Below are 17583 nucleotides of genomic sequence, written 5' to 3' on the forward strand. Positions count from 1 at the left end.
GCCCTCAAAAAAATAAATTAAAATTCATTAAAATGAAAAAATTATTAGCAATCGCTGTTTTGTTTGGTGCTTTAACAGCTAATGCACAAGAAGAAAAAAAAGAAGAACCTAAAGAAGGGTGGAAAAGAAACGGTAACATCTCTTTCCTATTTAACCAATCTGCTTTTAATAATTGGTTAGCTGGAGGTACAAATAACATTTCTGGTACCATTGGTTTAAACTATGATTTCAACTACACAAAAGGTGATTGGACTTGGGACAATAAATTAATTGCTTCTTATGGTTTAACAAAACTAAAAGGAGAAGAAATGAAAAAAACGGATGACCGCTTAGAGTTAAACTCTTTAGTAGGTAAAAAAGCTATCGGAAACTGGTACTACTCTGCTTTTTTCAACTTTAAAACACAAATGTCATCAACTGATGTTAATGGCGAACAAACTTCTCACTTCTTTTCTCCTGCATACTTTCAATTAGGACCTGGTATGCTATGGAAAAAACATGATAACTTAAAAGTTAACATTGCTCCTGCAACCTCTAAATTAATAGTAATGCACGGGCATTTAACTGAAATGGGAAACGCTTTTGGTGTTGCACAAGGAGAAACTACTCGCTATGAATTAGGGGCTGCTTTAAACGCTTACTACAAATTAGACGTAATGAAAAACGTTTCGGTAGAAAACATTTTAAACCTTTATAGCAACTATTTAGAAGATTTTCAAAATGTAGATATTGATTATACTGTTAATGTTGTTATGAAAGTTAATAAGTATCTATCTGCAAACCTTTCTATGCAAGCAATTTATGATGATAATGCTTTTGAAGGATTTCAAACAAGAGAGGTATTTGGTTTAGGTATTAATTACGGTTTTTAAAAACATTACTAAACACATATTCAAAACCTCAAGAAGAACTTCTTGAGGTTTTCTTTTTTATGTATTTTAGCTTAAAAATTTTAACGAATGACACTTTTAATTGTTTACGCAACTTTATCTATATTTTTTTCCTTTTTATGCTCCATACTCGAAGCTGTTTTATTAAGTGTAACACCCACTTTTGTTAATGTAAAAAAGAAAGAAGGAAAAGCCTACGCTGACGGTTTAGAAGCTTTAAAAAAAGATGTGGACAAACCTCTTATTGCTATCCTTACTGTTAATACTATTGCTCATACTGTAGGAGCTATTTTAGTAGGTGCGCAAGCAAAAAAAATATTTAGCGATGATGGTAATGGGGTATTTATTGTTTCGGCTGTAATGACAATTTTAATTTTAGTTGCTTCTGAAATTATCCCTAAAACTATAGGAGCTACTTACTGGAAATCTTTAGCTGGCTTTTCAACAAAGGCTTTAAACATTTTAATCTTTTTCTGCAAATACACAGGAATTATCTGGACACTTCAACTTTTCACCAAAATATTTGGAAAAGGAGCACATGGTGAAAGTGTACTTAGTAGAGAGGATTTTACCGCAATGACCGATATTGCAGAACAAGAAGGGGTTTTTCATGAAAGTGAAGGGAAAGTAATTAGAAATATGCTAAACTTTAAACAAGTACAAGCTAAACATATTATGACTCCTCGTACAGTTCTAACTACAGCAGATGAAAATCAAAGTATAAAATCATTCTTTGACGAAAACAGACCTTTACGCTTTTCTAGAATACCTATTTACGCTGAAAATCCAGATAACATAACTGGTTATGTTTTAAAAGACCAATTATTACTTTCATTAGTAGATAATAAAGGAGATGAACCTTTAAAAACTATTAAAAGAGAAATTATAATAGCTAGTAGAGAGCTATCTATTCCAAATTTATTCGAACGTTTAATTGAACAAAGAGAACACTTAGCTTTAGTGGTAGATGAATATGGTTCTGTTAGTGGTTTAGTTACTCAAGAAGACGTTATAGAGACACTTTTAGGCTATGAAATTATGGATGAAAGTGATAATGTAGCAAACCTTCAAAGTTTAGCTAGAAAAAGCTGGGAACAGCGTGCAAAGCGATTAGGAATTATTAATGACGATACAGAAAATGAATAAATCATTTTTATCTTTATACAAAAAGAGGCGTGAATTACAATTCACGCCTCTTTTATTTTATACGACTACTAAGTTCATTAGTCATTAATAGTCCAAGATATGTAATATAAAGAACCTATTGATCCTGCTCCAGGTGCTATAAAATACTCCTTACCCGTTAAGTTAGTTCCTCCTATTTTAAACCTTGATTTAATTGCTGGAACCGTATAGTTAACTTGAGCGTCTAATACTGTTCTAGAATCAACTAAACCTTGTAAGAAAGATGATTGCCAATAGTATTCATCTTGCCAACGAGCGTTAATATTAAAACCAAAGTTTTTAAATAAGTTAGGGTGACCAAACTGAACTTTTACTTTGTGTTCTGGTGTGTTAAATGCTGGCTCAAAATCTAGGTCTGAAGCTTCATCAAAATCAAACTTAGCATAATTATAACTTGCTCCTAATTCAAATCCTTTAAATATTTTGGTCAACATTCCTATTCCGATACCATAAGAAGTTACATCTGCATTCGAGTTGGTATTTACAGAGAAAGATGTTATATCATTATTTTGAAGCGCTAATAACGCTTCAGCATTTGGAGTTCCATCAGCATCAAATCCACCATAGTGAGGTACAATAACATCTTTTATTGCTGTAAAAGATTCATAATTGTTATAGTAACCATTAATATCTAACTCTAAAATCTTATCTGAATTTAAATTGATAATACTTCTATATCCTAATTCGTACGAGATAACTTTTTCAGGTTCTATTGTACTTAATTGAGATTTTTTATAATTTCCTCTATCAAGCTCAGCCTTTGAAAAAGAATTTTGAAAAGCGTCAACCCCTGTTAAAGTTTTTCCTCCTTCAATATTAACTACGTATCTGTCTAAATTATCTGCTACACCTCCTATTAAATGTCCTGTTCCAATAGGAAGACCAAAATATTGTTCTTGTAAAGTTGGGTTTCTAAATCCTGTTTGATAAGAAGCTCTTATTACGTGATCTTTATTTTCACCTAATGAGTAATTTAAAGATACCCTTGGAGAGTAGTTTCCTTTAAAGTTTGTTGACTTGTCATAACGAACAGATCCTGTAAACTTTAATCTTTCATCAAAAAACTTCTTTTGTAACTGAGTGTAAATACCAAATTCATCAAATGAAATTTTAGAATCTCCATCTGTAAATACTGAACCCTGAGAGTTTAAGTTCATTTTTCTATAAGAACCTCCAACTTGGATTTCTCCGAATTTAATAATATCACGGAAGTTATAGTTTCCATCAGCATGGTAATATGATGTTTGATCTGATAATTTCGCTCCTCCTTCTGCAACTGATTTAGAAACTACATCAGCTGCAGCTTCATTAAACTCTGCAGAACCTGGCATAAAACGACCACTATTTGCAAAATCTCTAGCTTTAGAGTGATCTCTTCCTTGGTTTAAATAAGCATTCAAATAATCACCAAACCAATTTTTATCTTCTTTCCAAACTCGGTTTATGTTAATTGCCTTAAAACGAGAATCAAAATAATCTCCTGAATCATTTGCAGTGTAATATCCTCTTAAGAAAAAGTTTTTTCCTAAAAACTCTAACCTATGTTGCTCAAAAGAAAACCCGTCTTGAACATATCTGTTTGCTCCTTGATAAATGTTTTTACCTCTTGCAAATCTTGAATTCCAAATGATTTCTAAATTTTCATTAGCCCAAGGACGATAATGTAATGAAGCATCAAACTTTAACCCGTTTGAATTATAATCTACTAAACTTGCTTCATCATACCCTGTTCTTGAAATTTTTTCATCAGGTAACGAATTGATAAGATCTTGTGTAATTAATGGATTTGTTTTACTTGCTTCAGTTGCAATTTGCTTTAATGTAGCAAACACTTCATCTCCGTATACATTAATACCATCATACCCTGGTAAAGATCTATCTCCATCTATTTCAACACCTCCAATTTCAGTAGAGTTCCCTGTGTTATTAGCGTGCCATTCCTCAGCACTGAAATAAGTAAAGTTTACTTTACCTGCAAATTTATCATTGAACTTATAAGCCATACGCATTCCAAAATCATAGAAAGGATTGTTTCCTCCTGCTTCTTGAGAACTATACCCTGATTTGAAATAAGTGCTAATACCAGAGTATTTAAATGGGCTTTTACTCTTTAACAACATGATTCCATTAAAAGCATTCGCTCCATATAAGGCTGAAGCGGCTCCTGGTAATACTTCAACACTCTCTACATCTAAATCTGAAGTTCCTGCTAAATTACCCATTGAAAATGTTAATGCTGGCACCGCTGTATCCATACCATCAACTAATTGTACAAATCGAGTGTTTTCAAAAGAAGAAAAACCTCTTGTGTTGATTGATTTAAAACCATAACCAGTTTCTCTAAGGTCAATACCTTTTAAATTAGCCATTCCATCGTAATATGTTACAGATGTATTTTTTCTAATATCATTAATCCCCATTCTTTCAATAGTAACGGGAGATTCTATAACTCGTTCTGGAGATCTTGATGCTGAAATTACAACTTCATCCAACGCTATATTCTCTTTTAAAATAACGTTTACTTCTTGACCTGCAGATAATACTTCTACCAATTCAGTTTTATATCCAAAAGCAGAAACCTGAAGGCTTATCGGGAACGTTTCTTTTACAGTAATAGAAAAGTTTCCATCAAAATCAGAAGTAGCTCTTGTATCTTTAGAAATAATTACAGCGTTAGAAAAAGGCTCTAGATATTCATCATAGACTTTTCCTTTTATAGTAGTTTGTCCATATACTGATATAGCACAAACTACTAAAAATATAGATAGTAGATTTTTAAACATAATGTTTATTTTAATTGATTTTTGTAAATTATTATTGATTTATTTACTCATCTAGAGCAAACATAATAGGGAATCCGTATTTAACTGAAGTATTACCTCCTTGCTTTATAGCTGGTATAAATTGAGGTAATTGTGATACCACTCGAACAGCTTCATTATTTAATAACTCTCCATTCGTTGGTCCTAGGGTTTTAATATTCTTTACCTGTCCGTTTTTATCAATAATAAAACGAACCCAAACCTCCCCCTGAATTGATTCTTTCACTGCTTGACTAGGGTATCTGAAATGTTTTTGAATATGTTTTACCATTTCAATATTGAAACAATCTAACCTATCTCCTTTTTTAGCTTTTTCACAAGCAGTAAAAAGAGGTATTTTATCTACAGTACTAAATTTTTCAGCTTTTCTTATTTCTTCGGCTGATAATTTACTGGTTAAATCTTCAATATTATTTTTAATTATTAAGGATTTGGCAATCTCTGTTGATTCTTGAGTATCATCAACTTTTGCTGTTCCTGCACCTGATAATTCTGTTGCAGTAGTGACAGCTTTCTTTTTAAAGATTTCTCTTTTCTTTAAATATCTTCTATTAGCAGAAACCTTTACGGAAATTTGACGTGTTCCTTTATTGTTTTTACTTTGAGGCTCAATAGTACATTTAGTAATACTATTTAAATCTAAATTTTCTTCGGGAGTTTCACAAACTTCACGCTGAGCCATTACATTAGTTGCATACAAACAAACTAAAAATATAAATATAACTACTTTTTTCACACTTAAGGGTTTTAATGATTTCCTAGTCAATTAATTAATTTATTAATCTATCCAGAAAAATCGGCGGGCAAAAGTACTCTTTTTTTGTGAAAAATTAAATTATTTATATAACTAATATGCTTCTGCATTTAACGTAAAACTCATTGGAAAACTATACAATACTTTTGAAGGTTCACCTCCTTGTTTTCCTGGTTTAAAATTTGGAAGCAACAACACAATTCTCTTAGCCTCTTCTTTTAAAAGTTCATGAACACCTTCTCCTTCTGTTTTTATATTGGTTACTTTACCTGTTTCATCAATTATAAAACTAACCAACACATTACCTTCTATACCTTTATCCAATGCCTTATTAGGATAAACTAAGGTGTTAAGTATATGTTGCTGCATTTCATAATTAAAACAATCTATTTTATCCATTGAAGAATCTGAGCATGATACAAACACAGGGATTTCATCAACTACATCAAAAGAAACACCTTTGTGTTCTGTTTTTCTTATAATCGGAGTAAGATTACTTAAGTGATATGAGTTTAATTCATTAATTGTTTTTAGAGAATGTAATTCTTTCGCTTTTAATTCTTCAGCTAAGCGAGTAGCTTTTTCAAAATAAATACGTTTTTTTAAATATCTTCTACTAGAAACCGTAGTTACTATTACAGGAGATTCGTCTTGATTATCATTATCTTTTTCAATCAAGCATTTATCTATCGTATTTACATCTTTTGAACCATGATCTTGAGAGGTACATTTTTCTTGCGCATTTAATAAATGCGTACTATACAAAATAGCTAACAAGAATATAATTATTTTTTTCATCACGATCTGTTTTGTTAAAACACGGTAACTCAATATAAAATTGAGCAGACAATTCTTTAGGCCTTTATTAAAAAATTAAAAGCTTTATGAATACTAACAAGTTTTAAGGCTGTATTAAACTAAATTAAGAGTATTAACAAATGAACTCTTACCTACTTGATGTTCTAATAAAAATCGTGCTGATTTTTTTTGTGAAGTTATTTTATTTTTCATTTTTTAGGGGGATAAAATGTTTAAAAATACTGATTAACAATGTTTAAAAAAACATAGAAAATTCTATGTTAACAATTATAAAGATAGTAAAAAAGAACTTAAACAGCAATTATCTAAGTTCTTTTTGTGTTATCGTTATGTTTTTTTAGCGTAAAAAACTAGTACTCTTGATATAAGAAATCGTTATAAGGAAAACGTTGTATATGTATCTTTTTTACCTCTTCATACACCTTTTCTTTAAAGTCTTCTAGGTTATCTTTGTTTAAGGCAGATATAAAAATACTTTCAGTTTCTAAATCATTCATCCATGTTCTTTTCCAATCTTCTAAAGTATAATGCTCTTTTGTTTTCTCTGTTATTAAATCGTCTTCTTCAATAGTTTCATGAGTGTAAGCATCAATTTTATTAAACACCATAACAGTAGGTTTATCTTTACTGTCAATCTCGTCTAAAATTTTGTTTACAGAAGCAACATGATCTTCAAAATTTGGATGTGAAATATCAACAACATGCAATAATAAATCTGCTTCTCTAACTTCATCTAAGGTAGATTTAAATGATTCTACTAACTGAGTTGGCAACTTTCTAATAAACCCAACAGTGTCTGTCATTAAAAACGGAATGTTTTTAATGACCACTTTTCTTACTGTAGTATCTAGTGTTGCAAATAATTTATTCTCAGCAAAAACCTCACTTTTACTAATTACATTCATTAAAGTAGACTTACCCACGTTGGTATACCCCACCAAAGCAACACGCACCATTTTTCCACGATTTTTGCGCTGTATTGACATTTGTTTATCAATCGTTTCTAATTTCTTTTTAAGTAATGAAATTTTATCACGAATAATACGACGGTCAGTTTCAATTTCCGTTTCTCCAGGTCCACGCATACCAATACCCCCTTTTTGTTTATCAAGGTGGGTCCACATACGTGTTAATCGAGGCAATAAATATTGATATTGAGCCAATTCTACCTGAGCTTTTGCCGAACTTGTTTGTGCTCTACTTGCAAAAATGTCAAGGATTAAGTTAGTTCTATCTAAAATCTTACAATCTAAAAAACGTTCAATATTTCTTAACTGTGCAGGTGATAATTCGTCATCGAAAATTGCTGTTCCGATATCGTTTGAATCTATATACGCTTTTACATCTTCTAACTTTCCTGTTCCTAGAAAGGTTTTAGGATTAGGCTTATCTAGTTTTTGCACAAAACGCTTTACTGCAACTCCTCCAGCTGTTAGTGTTAAAAACTCTAACTCATCTAAGTATTCTTCTGACTGTTTTTCGTCTTGATTTTGGGTTATAATTCCTATTAAAACCGCTTTTTCTGATATGGCTTCACGTGTTTCTATCATACGTTGCAAAAGTACGAATTTATCGATGTAAAGTAATTAACTTATTTCTTTGAGAACTGGGTTATTTTTAATTCTACAGTAACTCTTTAATTATCTTCTTAAATTGAGGTAATACCTCTTTTTCAAACCAAGGATTTTTAGTTAACCAAAATCGATTTCTTGGTGATGGATGTGGTAACACAAAATAGTCTGGTAAATATTCTTGAAAAGCATCTACTGTTTCTGTAAGCGTTCGTTTTGCTCTATCTTTTAGATAGTAATTCTGAGCATACATCCCAATTAAAACAACCAATTTCACCTTACTCATTTCATCTAATAAGGGTTGATGCCATTGAGGTGCACATTCTTTTCTTGGTGGTAGATCTCCAGATTTTCCTTTTCCTGGATAACAGAATCCCATCGGAATAATTCCGAAGTTATTAGCATCGTAAAATTGTTCGTTAGTAACTCCTAGCCAATTTCGTAATTGCTTTCCGCTCGCGTCATCCCAAGGAATTCCTGATTGATGTACTTTAGTTCCTGGTGCTTGACCTACAATAATAATCTTTGATTTTTTACTTGCTAAAACAACAGGATTAGGTTCTATAAAATCTTTACAGATAGTGCATTTTCGAATATCAGATAGTAATTCTTTCATAGTTAAAAATACTAAAACTCTATCGATTTAAAAATGCTATATCAGTAAGGTGTCTCGATACAATTTTGTTCTTGTTCGCTTCACTCAAGAACAAAATCACTCGATATGACAAATACTAAAACTTGATAAAATCATCAAAAGCTATGTAATACGGTTGATCTTTAAAAACAGGTAATTCTATACTTTCTGCATTAGCAATACCAATTCCTGCATACCAAACTTTTGCGTTTTGATTTTTTGCGTGTTCTTTAAAAGTTTCCATCCATAACACATCATATTCTTGTGGTGACTGAATGTTATTTGTAGTTTTTACCAACACAAAAATGGTAGGTTCTCCTTTTTTATACAATACAAACTGTGGATGCTTTTTTAGCTCGCTATTTATTGCAACAAATTCATAACCCATTTCCTGCAGTTTCTTACCCACAATGTTCATTCCTAAATTGTGGAGCTCTTGTTTAGTAAGTTCTTGCATTATTTCTTCTTATTGCGTTTGTTATAGTTTTTATCGCCTCTAGTCTTTGGTTTTTTATATTTCTTAGCCAACTCTCTTCTATAAGAACCTCCTTGATTTGTTTTTTTGTTCTTCTCCTTCTTTTCGTGGAAAGCTGGACCTGCTTCATACTCTTGAGAAGTTCTATTTTTATTTACTTCTCTTTCTTCCTTCGGACGCTCTTCTTCAGTTAATTGTTTGGTTATTTCAACTTGTTCAGGAATTTCTAACTTCGGAATTGTATAATCCATCAACTCCTCTATACGTTGTTTTGCTTCCTGCTCTTTTTCAGTAGCAAATAAAATCGTTTTTCCTTCGTGTTCTGCACGACCTGTACGACCTATTCTATGCATATAGTTTTCAGGGAAATGTGGTACATCAAAATTGATTACATGAGTAACTTCTTCTAAATCCAATCCACGAGCTATTACGTCAGTCGCAATTAAAATTCTTTTTTCTCCTTTGTTGAATTGTTCAATAGAACGCAAACGATAATTTTGTGTTTTGTTCGAGTGAATTACACAAGCTTGTGATGGATATTCTTCAGCTACACAATCAAACAACCTATCCGCATTTCGCTTGTTGGGAGCAAACACTAATACTTTACTAAATTCTGATTTATCAAATAACAAATAGTTCAACAAATTAACTTTTGTATAGAAATTTGGAACATCATAACTTGTTTGCTGAATATTATCTAACGGAGTTCCACTAACGGCAATAGCAATTTTATGTGGAGCTATAAAGAAATCATCAATCAAAGCTTCTACATCTTCGGTCATGGTTGCCGAAAACATGATATTTTGACGTCGTTGTGGCAACAAATCAAAAATGTTTAATAACTGAAAACGGAAACCTAAATCGAGCATTACATCTACTTCATCAATCACCAATTTTTGAATAGATTTTAACTTCAACACATTACTCAGTGCTAAATCGTATAAACGCCCAGGAGTAGCTACAATAATATCTGCTCCTTGCATTACTGCTTCTTTATGACGGTTCAAGTTAACACCACCATAAACCCCTACAGTTTTTAATGTAATGTATTTTGCTAACTTTTCAATTTCTTCAACCACCTGCACAACTAATTCACGTGTAGGTACTAAAATCATTACTCTAGGATGTTGTTGTTTTGAAAACTTTAAATCGCGGAGTATGGGTAATAAATATCCAAAGGTTTTACCTGTACCTGTTTGAGCAATACCTACAACGTCTTTTCCTGAACGAATTACAGGAAATGCTTGTTCTTGAATAGGTGTTGGATTAACGAAACCTAATTCTTCAATTGAATTTCTTAATGGATTTGATAAGTCTAAATCTTGAAAAGTAGTCATTAACAATAATTTGATGCAAAGGTACAACCAATATTTTGTATATTTAAAGGACTTAATTCATTTTGATTATGGAAACACCTAAAAGATTAGAGCAGGCACTTATAAAGCTTTATAATGCTTTTCATAATGACGAATTAAACCCAGAATGTTGTTCAGCTTGTGCTGTAGGTAATATTCTAGATAACCGAGATAGCTGGAAACACCTAACTAATGGTCATGGTTCGTTAGAGTTAAGCTATGTGGGTAGAGTGCATCAAAATTTAGGCAGAAAATTTAATGGCTACTCACCTTTAGAGCTTTTACAGATTGAAAAAGTATTTTTAGAGGCTTGCGGATTTACAGTTCCTCTATGTCATTACAACCCTAAACCTCAAAACCCAACCAATAAAGAAATTTTATTTAACGGTTTGTGTTTAGTGGTTAAGCATTTATGCGAGCTAGAAAACATACCTAATGTTATGGATTATGCTAAGGTTTTTGAATATGAACAAGATAATCCTGTTTATAAATTTGATGTGATTTACGAATAAATCATCTTGCAAAAAACATTGTTTTACAATCAAAACACTTAAATTTTTTCTTATTAAAAAAGATTATCTTTTGAAAGAGACTTCTTCTTTTTCTTCTAACCGAAATAGATTGGCAATTTGGACAATTCATAGATTTAGTTTGGTTTAAATATTTAGTAGATAGCTACAAAAGAAAACCATTCAGTTTAACTAAACGTTAAAAAATCTATAATTGGTTGATTATTAATTATAAGTGGTTGTTTTTATTGTATAAAAAAACCGATACAGTATTGTATCGGTTTTATATGTAGAGTCAATAAGTGATTATCCTCCAAAGTCATCAAAGCGAATGTTTTCGTCATCTAGACCAAAATCTTCACCCATTTTTTGTACTGCTTTATTCATTAATGGTGGTCCACAGAAATATAATTCTAAATCCTCAGGACTTTCATGCTTAGATAAATATTGGTCTATTACAACTTGGTGAATAAACCCAACAAAACCATCTCCGCTTTCATCATTAATATCTTTTTTAACCTTCCAGTTATCTTCTTCTAATGGCTCAGATAATGCCAAGTAGAATTTAAAGTTTGGAAAGTCTTTTTCTAATGCTCTAAAGTAGTGAATGTAGAATAATTCTGCTTTAGAACGACCTCCGTACCAGTACGTTACCTTTCTACCAGTCTTTAAAGTTCTAAATAAATGATAAATATGTGAACGCATTGGTGCCATACCAGCTCCACCACCTACATATAACATTTCAGCTTCAGAATCATTGATGAAGAATTCACCATAAGGTCCAGAAATTGTTACTTTATCTCCTGGCTTTTGATTAAAAATATACGAAGATGCCACCCCTGGATTTACATCCATCCATCCGCCTTTAGCACGGTCGAAAGGAGGTGTTGCTACACGAACATTTAACATGATCTCTCTTCCCTCTGCAGGGTAAGAAGCCATAGAGTATGCTCTCTCTACAGTTTCTTCATTCTTCATTACCAATGGCCTTAGGTTAAATTTATCCCAATCAGCCTCAAATTTATTAGGTTCACCTGGATGATCTTGTGGATGAGCAGAAATATCCATGTCAGCATATTTTACTTCACATGGTGGTATTTCAATTTGAATATACCCACCTGCTTTATAATCCATTTCTTCTGGAATCTCAACTACAAACTCCTTAATAAAGGTTGCTACGTTATAGTTTCTTACAACAGTTGCTTCCCATTTCTTAATTCCGAAAATTTCTTCTGGAATAGAAATGTCCATGTCTTGTTTTACTTTTACCTGACATGCTAAACGAATACCATGTTGTAATTCTTTACGTGTAAAGTGTGGCGTTTCTGTTGGTAAAGCTTCACCTCCACCAGAGTTTACGTGACACTCACATTGTACACAAGAACCACCTCCACCACATGCTGATGGTAAGAAGATTTTTTCATTACCTAAGGTAGATAATAAAGTTCCTCCTGATGGTACTTCTATTGTTTTTTCACCATTGATTGTAATTTTTACAGGTCCAGATGGTGCTAACTTTTGTTTTACAAATAATAATAATGCTACTAAAACTAAGATTACCGCTAAAAACGCTAATACTGTAATAGCAACTGTTCCTCCTGTGCTTACTTCTAAAAATACCATTATTCTGTAATTTCTTTAGTGTTATTAGCTAATTCTTCAGCTTTCTCTTCGGTTGTTTCAACTTTCTTCTCTTCTACTTCTTTCTTTTCAACCTGAACTGCTGTAGTTTCTTCTTTTTTACCTTCATCATCACCTCCTGTTAACATTCCACCGAAACTCATAAATCCGATAGCCATTAAACCTGTAATGATAAATGTAATACCTAATCCTCTTAATGCTGGCGGTACAGATGAATATCTAATTTTTTCACGAATAGCTGCAATTGCTAAAATTGCTAAGAACCATCCAATACCAGATCCTACTCCATAAGTTAATGATAAACCTAATGTTGGGATTTCACGAGATTGCATGAATAATGATCCTCCTAAAATTGCACAGTTTACAGCAATTAACGGTAAGAAAATTCCTAAAGAGTTATATAATGCTGGCGCAAATTTTTCTACAATAATTTCTACCAATTGTACCATGGTTGCAATTGTTGCAATAAACATGATAAATGATAAGAAACTTAAATCATAATCTGCATACTCAGCTCCTAACCACTTTAAAGCTCCTGGTTGTAATAAATACTGATCTAACAACCAGTTTACTGGTACAGTTACCGCTAATACAAAAATAACGGCTGCTCCTAAACCTACGGCTGTTGATACTTTTTTAGATACTGCTAGGTACGAACACATTCCTAAGAAGGTTGCGAATACCATGTTATCTATAAATATCGACTTGAAAAATAATTCTATATGTTCCATATTTTTATAGTATTTAGTATTGAGTAGTTAGTATTGAGTTTATTGATAGCATCTCAATTCTCATATCTAACGTCTCATTACTATTTTAATCTTCTACTAATGCTTTATTTCTTGTACGTTGTACCCAAATAATGATACCTACAACGATTAATGCCATTGGTGATAATAACATAAATCCGTTGTTTTCATATCCTAAAGCATACAATCCTGTTTTCTCAATAGGATCACCTAATACTTTAAATCCTAATAAAGTACCAGAACCTAATAACTCTCTAAAGAAACCTACAATAATTAAGATTACTGCGTATCCTAAAGCATTACCAATACCATCTAAGAAAGATCTCCAAGGTCCGTTTCCTAAAGCAAATGCTTCAAAACGCCCCATGATAATACAGTTTGTAATAATTAACCCAATAAATACCGATAGGGTTTTACTTAAATCGTACGCAAATGCTTTTAACACTTGGTCTACAATAATTACTAAAGTAGCTACTACAATTAACTGTACAATAATTCTAATTTTTGATGGAATAATATTTCTCATTAACGAGATTACCACGTTTCCTACTCCTAATACAAATAATACCGATAAAGACATTACAATAGAAGCTTTTAACTCTGCCGTAATTGCTAATGCAGAACAAATACCTAATACTTGAATAGTAATTGGGTTATTATCTGCTAATGGATCAGTAATTAACGCTGCGTCTTTTTTTGATAAAAGTCCCATATTTATTTTAATGTTTTAAAGTAAGGTACGTATAAACCTAATTCAGATTTAATCATTGCAGCCACACCGTCTCCAGTAATAGTAGCTCCTGCAATTGCATCTACCTCGTTATCATTTTTATCTTCATTCTTTGGATCATTGTTTGATTTAGAAACTGCAATTCCTTTAAAAGAACCGTTGTTCATTAAATCTTCTCCAATAAAATCATCCATAAAGTAACGTTGCTTAATGTTAGCTCCTAAACCTGGTGTTTCTCCTTTATGATCAAAGAAAACTCCTTGAACCACCATGTTTTTATCCATTGCAACATACCCCCAAATAGCATCCCAAAGACCTTTACCTCTAATTGGTGCGATGTAAAATGTAGTTCCATCTTTTTCACCTACAAATAATGGTAATTTTCTTGTTTTACCTTCTTTAGCTGCTGTTTGTTGTTTTTTAACATCAATTAAATATGCTTTAGCATCTTCAGAAACATTTTCTCCTTCAATTACTAATTGCTTTTTGATGTATTTAGCAAACTCTTCTGCTACTTTATCTTTTGAAACAAATACAATACTTGTTTCATCATTTTCGTTTACACCCATTGCATACAAAATATTTTGTTGCTTTTCGATACGTTTGTTAGCATCGATTGTTGGGCGAAGTGATGACGCTGTAAAAGCTAACAACGCACCTACTACTAGTACCATTCCTATTGCGAATACTACTGTATATACATTACTATCTGTCTTCTTACTCATAATTAGGCAGTTTTAGCTTTTAAACGTTTTAATCTTCTCTTTACATTTCCTTGAACCACATAGTGATCGATAGTTGGAGCAAATACATTCATTAATAAGATTGCTAACATTACTCCTTCTGGATATGCTGGGTTGAATACACGAATCATAATTGAGATAAACCCGATTAAGAAACCGTAAATCCATTTTCCTTTGTTAGTTTGTGCTGCAGTTACAGGGTCAGTTGCCATGTATACCGCACCAAATGCAAATCCTCCAATTAATAAATGCTTCCAGAAATCTAAACTCATTAATCCGTAAAACTTACTAGTTTCACCAACCCACCCCATATCAACTACTTGATTAAAGATGAATCCCATTACTAAAGCTCCGATTACTGAAGATAACATGATTCTCCAGCTTCCAATCTTTGTAAAGATTAAGAATAAAGCTCCTAATAAGATTAATAATGTTGACGTTTCTCCTACAGAACCTGGAATAAATCCGAAGAACATATCAGAAACTGAATAACTAATTGGTTGTGATTGTGCTAAACTCCCTAAAACCGTTTCACCTGAAATTGCATCAGCAGTTCCTGCAGCTTCTACTGCTCCGTGAACCCATACTTTATCTCCCGACATCCAAGTTGGATATGCGAAGAATAAAAATGCACGAATTGTTAACGCTGGGTTTAAGATGTTCATTCCTGTACCACCAAATACTTCTTTACCAATTACAACACCGAAAGCTACAGCTACGGCTAACATCCATAATGGTAAATCTACTGGTACAATTAACGGAACTAACATTCCTGTTACTAAGTAACCTTCTTCTACTTCATGTCCTTTAATTACAGCGAAGATAAATTCGATTACTAAACCTACTAAATACGATACAATTACTAATGGTAAAATTTTAGTTAAACCAACTAAGAAATTGTCCATATTCCAAAAGTCTCCACTAAAGAAAGACATTCCTTCTGTAAAGCCATTAATTGCAGCGTTATGTTGGTACCCTGCATTAAACATACCGAAAAGTAAACATGGTACTAATGCCATAATTACCGTATTCATAGTACGTTTTAAATCATCGGCTGCCTTGATATGAGTTCCTCCATGAGTAGTCTCATTTGGCAAATATAAAAAGGTGTGGATTGCGTTAAACGCAGGTGCCATCTTAGTACCTTTATATTTCTCTTTTAAATTATGTAAATTTTGTTTTAAGCCCATATCTTATCCTAATTCTTCTCTCATTAAATCTAATCCTTCACGAATTATTTTTTGGTGAGGTTGTTTCGATACACAAATAAATTCTGTTAATGCAAAATCTTCTGGTGCAATTTCATAAGCTCCTAATCCTTCCATTTCGTCAAGATCTTTATACATACAAGCTTTTAATAATTGCATCGGATAGATATCTAACGGAAAAATCTCTTCATACGAACCAGTTACCACAAATGCTCTGTGTTCTCCATTAGTATTCGTATTTAGGTCATATTTTTTCTTTGGGTTTAACCAAGAGAACGTCAATGCTCTAGAAGCAGATATCTTGTTAAAGATTGGCTTATTCCATCCGAAGAATTCATAATCATCTCCTTCTGGAATTGCAGTAATCATATTGTCATAGTATCCTAAGAAACCTTCTTGACCTACCTGCTCTCCGCTTAACACATTTCCACTAATAACACGTGCATTATCGGCATCTAAGTTTCCTTTAACAACATCAGCAATTTGCGCTCCTGCTTTTGCAGTTACATACTGTGGTTTGTTAAATTTAGATCCTGCTAATGCAATTGTACGGGTAATGTTAAACTTACCTGTTAATAATAACTCACCAATAACCACTAAGTCTTGAGGTGTAACTACCCACACAACTTCTCCTTTGTTAATAGGATCAATTTGTGCTATTTGAGTACTTACATTTCCTACTGGATGCGGACCTGAAACTTTATGCAACTCAACTCCTTTCACATTTTTAAATGGTGATAATGTTGAGTTTTTAGCTACAGAAACATGTACTTTACCAGCTGTTAATTTTGTTAACGCTGTTAAAGCTGCTTGTAATTCTGCTTCTTTGCCTTTTAACGCATAATCATAATCGGCTGCTAAAGGTGCACTTGCGTAGGCTGATACAAAAATTGCTTTTGGTGCTTGATTAGGGTTTGCAACCACGTCGTACGGACGTTGTTTTACAAACGGCCAACAACCTGAAGCAAACAAGTGGTTTTTAACCTCTTCTCCAGACATTGCGTCTACATCTTTTTTACCAAAATCTTTGTATTCCTGCTGTGCATCAGCAGTGATTTTAATTGCTAAAACTTTTCTTCGTGCTCCACGAACGATTTCTGTAACTTTACCACTAACAGGGCTAGAGAATAAAATACGCTCATCACTTTTTGAATAAAAAAGTGCTTCACCTGCTTTTACTTCTGTACCTTCTTTTGCTAAAATTTTAGGAATAACGCCGTGAAAATCATCTGGCTTCACTGCAAACACACCACCTAATGGAAGTTCGGTAGTTACCTGTTCTGCCTCGCCAACTAGCTTGATATCCAAGCCTTTCTTAATACGGATGTCTTTTGACATAGGAACTGATTAATTTGATTTTCTTAAAAACACGCAAATTTAAAAATTTTACCCCCCTTTACAGAACAAAACAATCCATATCTTTACTTTATCTTCTTATTTATATTTATTCTAAATAAAAACCTTGTCTTTGGCGTATATTTTGATATTTTTGTTACAT

At 32.5% G+C, this 17583-nt stretch carries 16 protein-coding genes; 3 read left to right on the plus strand and 13 right to left on the minus strand.

The annotated features are described in order from the left end of the window. Nucleotides 1–32 precede the first annotated feature (32 nt). Together N534_RS0104615 and N534_RS0104620 are read left to right on the plus strand one after the other, a co-directional pair. Nucleotides 33–872, plus strand: a complete 840-nt coding sequence (locus N534_RS0104615) for a DUF3078 domain-containing protein (RefSeq protein ID WP_028891361.1) — start codon at nt 33–35, stop codon at nt 870–872. An 87-nt stretch (nt 873–959) separates the two neighbouring features. Then, nucleotides 960–2036, plus strand: a complete 1077-nt coding sequence (locus tag N534_RS0104620; protein WP_028891362.1) for a CNNM domain-containing protein — start codon at nt 960–962, stop codon at nt 2034–2036. Nucleotides 2037–2113: 77 nt separating this feature from the next. Here the strand turns inward: N534_RS0104620 and N534_RS0104625 are convergent, their stop codons facing one another. The 7 genes from N534_RS0104625 to N534_RS0104655 all read right to left on the minus strand — a co-directional run bounded on the left by N534_RS0104625 (nt 2114) and on the right by N534_RS0104655 (nt 10487). Next, complete coding sequence (locus tag N534_RS0104625; protein WP_028891363.1) at nt 2114–4858, minus strand: TonB-dependent receptor domain-containing protein; 2745 nt, start codon at nt 4856–4858, stop codon at nt 2114–2116. A gap of 43 nt (nt 4859–4901) precedes the next feature. After that, nucleotides 4902–5633, minus strand: coding sequence for an energy transducer TonB (locus N534_RS14430; RefSeq protein ID WP_156025551.1), 732 nt, complete (start codon nt 5631–5633; stop codon nt 4902–4904). Nucleotides 5634–5744: 111 nt separating this feature from the next. Further along, a complete protein-coding gene (locus N534_RS15020) occupies nt 5745–6449 on the minus strand; it encodes an energy transducer TonB (protein ID WP_051435845.1) in 705 nt (234 codons plus the stop codon). 371 nt (nt 6450–6820) lie between these two features. Further along, a complete protein-coding gene (gene hflX, locus N534_RS0104640) occupies nt 6821–8020 on the minus strand; it encodes a GTPase HflX (protein WP_028891364.1) in 1200 nt (399 codons plus the stop codon). 73 nt (nt 8021–8093) lie between these two features. Continuing rightward, nucleotides 8094–8657 (minus strand): uracil-DNA glycosylase family protein, encoded by a 564-nt coding sequence (locus N534_RS0104645; RefSeq protein ID WP_028891365.1) that lies wholly within the window; start codon nt 8655–8657, stop codon nt 8094–8096. Between the two features lie 115 nt (nt 8658–8772). Continuing rightward, complete coding sequence (locus tag N534_RS0104650; protein WP_028891366.1) at nt 8773–9132, minus strand: hypothetical protein; 360 nt, start codon at nt 9130–9132, stop codon at nt 8773–8775. After that, a complete protein-coding gene (locus N534_RS0104655) occupies nt 9132–10487 on the minus strand; it encodes a DEAD/DEAH box helicase (protein ID WP_028891367.1) in 1356 nt (451 codons plus the stop codon). Before N534_RS0104655 ends, N534_RS0104650 begins: the two co-directional genes overlap by 1 nt. Nucleotides 10488–10555: 68 nt before the next feature. On the opposite strand from N534_RS0104655, the gene N534_RS0104660 reads away from it, so the two are divergent. Then, nucleotides 10556–11017 carry a hypothetical protein gene (locus N534_RS0104660; protein ID WP_038005515.1) on the plus strand — a complete coding sequence of 154 codons (462 nt, stop codon included), beginning with the start codon at nt 10556–10558 and terminating at the stop codon, nt 11015–11017. A 303-nt stretch (nt 11018–11320) separates the two neighbouring features. Here the strand turns inward: N534_RS0104660 and nqrF are convergent, their stop codons facing one another. The 6 genes from nqrF to N534_RS0104690 all read right to left on the minus strand — a co-directional run bounded on the left by nqrF (nt 11321) and on the right by N534_RS0104690 (nt 17423). Continuing rightward, nucleotides 11321–12637 carry an NADH:ubiquinone reductase (Na(+)-transporting) subunit F gene (nqrF, locus tag N534_RS0104665; protein ID WP_081728284.1) on the minus strand — a complete coding sequence of 439 codons (1317 nt, stop codon included), beginning with the start codon at nt 12635–12637 and terminating at the stop codon, nt 11321–11323. Next, nucleotides 12637–13386: an NADH:ubiquinone reductase (Na(+)-transporting) subunit E gene (gene nqrE / locus N534_RS0104670; protein ID WP_028891370.1), complete on the minus strand. Its 750-nt coding sequence runs from the start codon at nt 13384–13386 to the stop codon at nt 12637–12639. The genes nqrF and nqrE overlap by 1 nt, the downstream gene beginning before the upstream one ends. An 85-nt stretch (nt 13387–13471) precedes the next feature. Further along, complete coding sequence (locus N534_RS0104675) at nt 13472–14116, minus strand: NADH:ubiquinone reductase (Na(+)-transporting) subunit D (RefSeq protein WP_028891371.1); 645 nt, start codon at nt 14114–14116, stop codon at nt 13472–13474. Between the two features lie 2 nt (nt 14117–14118). Further along, nucleotides 14119–14859 carry a Na(+)-translocating NADH-quinone reductase subunit C gene (locus N534_RS0104680; RefSeq protein ID WP_028891372.1) on the minus strand — a complete coding sequence of 247 codons (741 nt, stop codon included), beginning with the start codon at nt 14857–14859 and terminating at the stop codon, nt 14119–14121. A gap of 2 nt (nt 14860–14861) precedes the next feature. Continuing rightward, nucleotides 14862–16067 carry an NADH:ubiquinone reductase (Na(+)-transporting) subunit B gene (locus N534_RS0104685; RefSeq protein ID WP_028891373.1) on the minus strand — a complete coding sequence of 402 codons (1206 nt, stop codon included), beginning with the start codon at nt 16065–16067 and terminating at the stop codon, nt 14862–14864. Between the two features lie 3 nt (nt 16068–16070). Beyond that, a complete protein-coding gene (locus N534_RS0104690; protein WP_028891374.1) occupies nt 16071–17423 on the minus strand; it encodes a Na(+)-translocating NADH-quinone reductase subunit A in 1353 nt (450 codons plus the stop codon). Nucleotides 17424–17583: the final 160 nt, after the last annotated feature.

It is taken from the genome of Tenacibaculum sp. 47A_GOM-205m, assembly GCF_000518405.1.
In the GTDB taxonomy this organism is placed as follows: domain Bacteria; phylum Bacteroidota; class Bacteroidia; order Flavobacteriales; family Flavobacteriaceae; genus Polaribacter; species Polaribacter lutimaris.

What these genes read in the sequence shown, in the direction of transcription:
- N534_RS0104620 (WP_028891362.1), top strand. Translation starts at nt 960, where the DNA reads ATGACACTTTTAATTGTTTACGCAACTTTATCTATATTTTTTTCCTTT.
- N534_RS0104680 (WP_028891372.1), bottom strand. Translation starts at nt 14,859, where the DNA reads ATGAGTAAGAAGACAGATAGTAATGTATATACAGTAGTATTCGCAATA.
- N534_RS0104690 (WP_028891374.1), bottom strand. Translation starts at nt 17,423, where the DNA reads ATGTCAAAAGACATCCGTATTAAGAAAGGCTTGGATATCAAGCTAGTT.
- N534_RS0104655 (WP_028891367.1), bottom strand. Translation starts at nt 10,487, where the DNA reads ATGACTACTTTTCAAGATTTAGACTTATCAAATCCATTAAGAAATTCA.
- nqrE (WP_028891370.1), bottom strand. Translation starts at nt 13,386, where the DNA reads ATGGAACATATAGAATTATTTTTCAAGTCGATATTTATAGATAACATG.
- N534_RS15020 (WP_051435845.1), bottom strand. Translation starts at nt 6,449, where the DNA reads ATGAAAAAAATAATTATATTCTTGTTAGCTATTTTGTATAGTACGCAT.
- N534_RS0104650 (WP_028891366.1), bottom strand. Translation starts at nt 9,132, where the DNA reads ATGCAAGAACTTACTAAACAAGAGCTCCACAATTTAGGAATGAACATT.
- N534_RS0104685 (WP_028891373.1), bottom strand. Translation starts at nt 16,067, where the DNA reads ATGGGCTTAAAACAAAATTTACATAATTTAAAAGAGAAATATAAAGGT.
- nqrF (WP_081728284.1), bottom strand. Translation starts at nt 12,637, where the DNA reads ATGGTATTTTTAGAAGTAAGCACAGGAGGAACAGTTGCTATTACAGTA.
- hflX (WP_028891364.1), bottom strand. Translation starts at nt 8,020, where the DNA reads ATGATAGAAACACGTGAAGCCATATCAGAAAAAGCGGTTTTAATAGGA.
- N534_RS0104625 (WP_028891363.1), bottom strand. Translation starts at nt 4,858, where the DNA reads ATGTTTAAAAATCTACTATCTATATTTTTAGTAGTTTGTGCTATATCA.
- N534_RS0104675 (WP_028891371.1), bottom strand. Translation starts at nt 14,116, where the DNA reads ATGGGACTTTTATCAAAAAAAGACGCAGCGTTAATTACTGATCCATTA.
- N534_RS0104645 (WP_028891365.1), bottom strand. Translation starts at nt 8,657, where the DNA reads ATGAAAGAATTACTATCTGATATTCGAAAATGCACTATCTGTAAAGAT.
- N534_RS0104660 (WP_038005515.1), top strand. Translation starts at nt 10,556, where the DNA reads ATGGAAACACCTAAAAGATTAGAGCAGGCACTTATAAAGCTTTATAAT.
- N534_RS0104615 (WP_028891361.1), top strand. Translation starts at nt 33, where the DNA reads ATGAAAAAATTATTAGCAATCGCTGTTTTGTTTGGTGCTTTAACAGCT.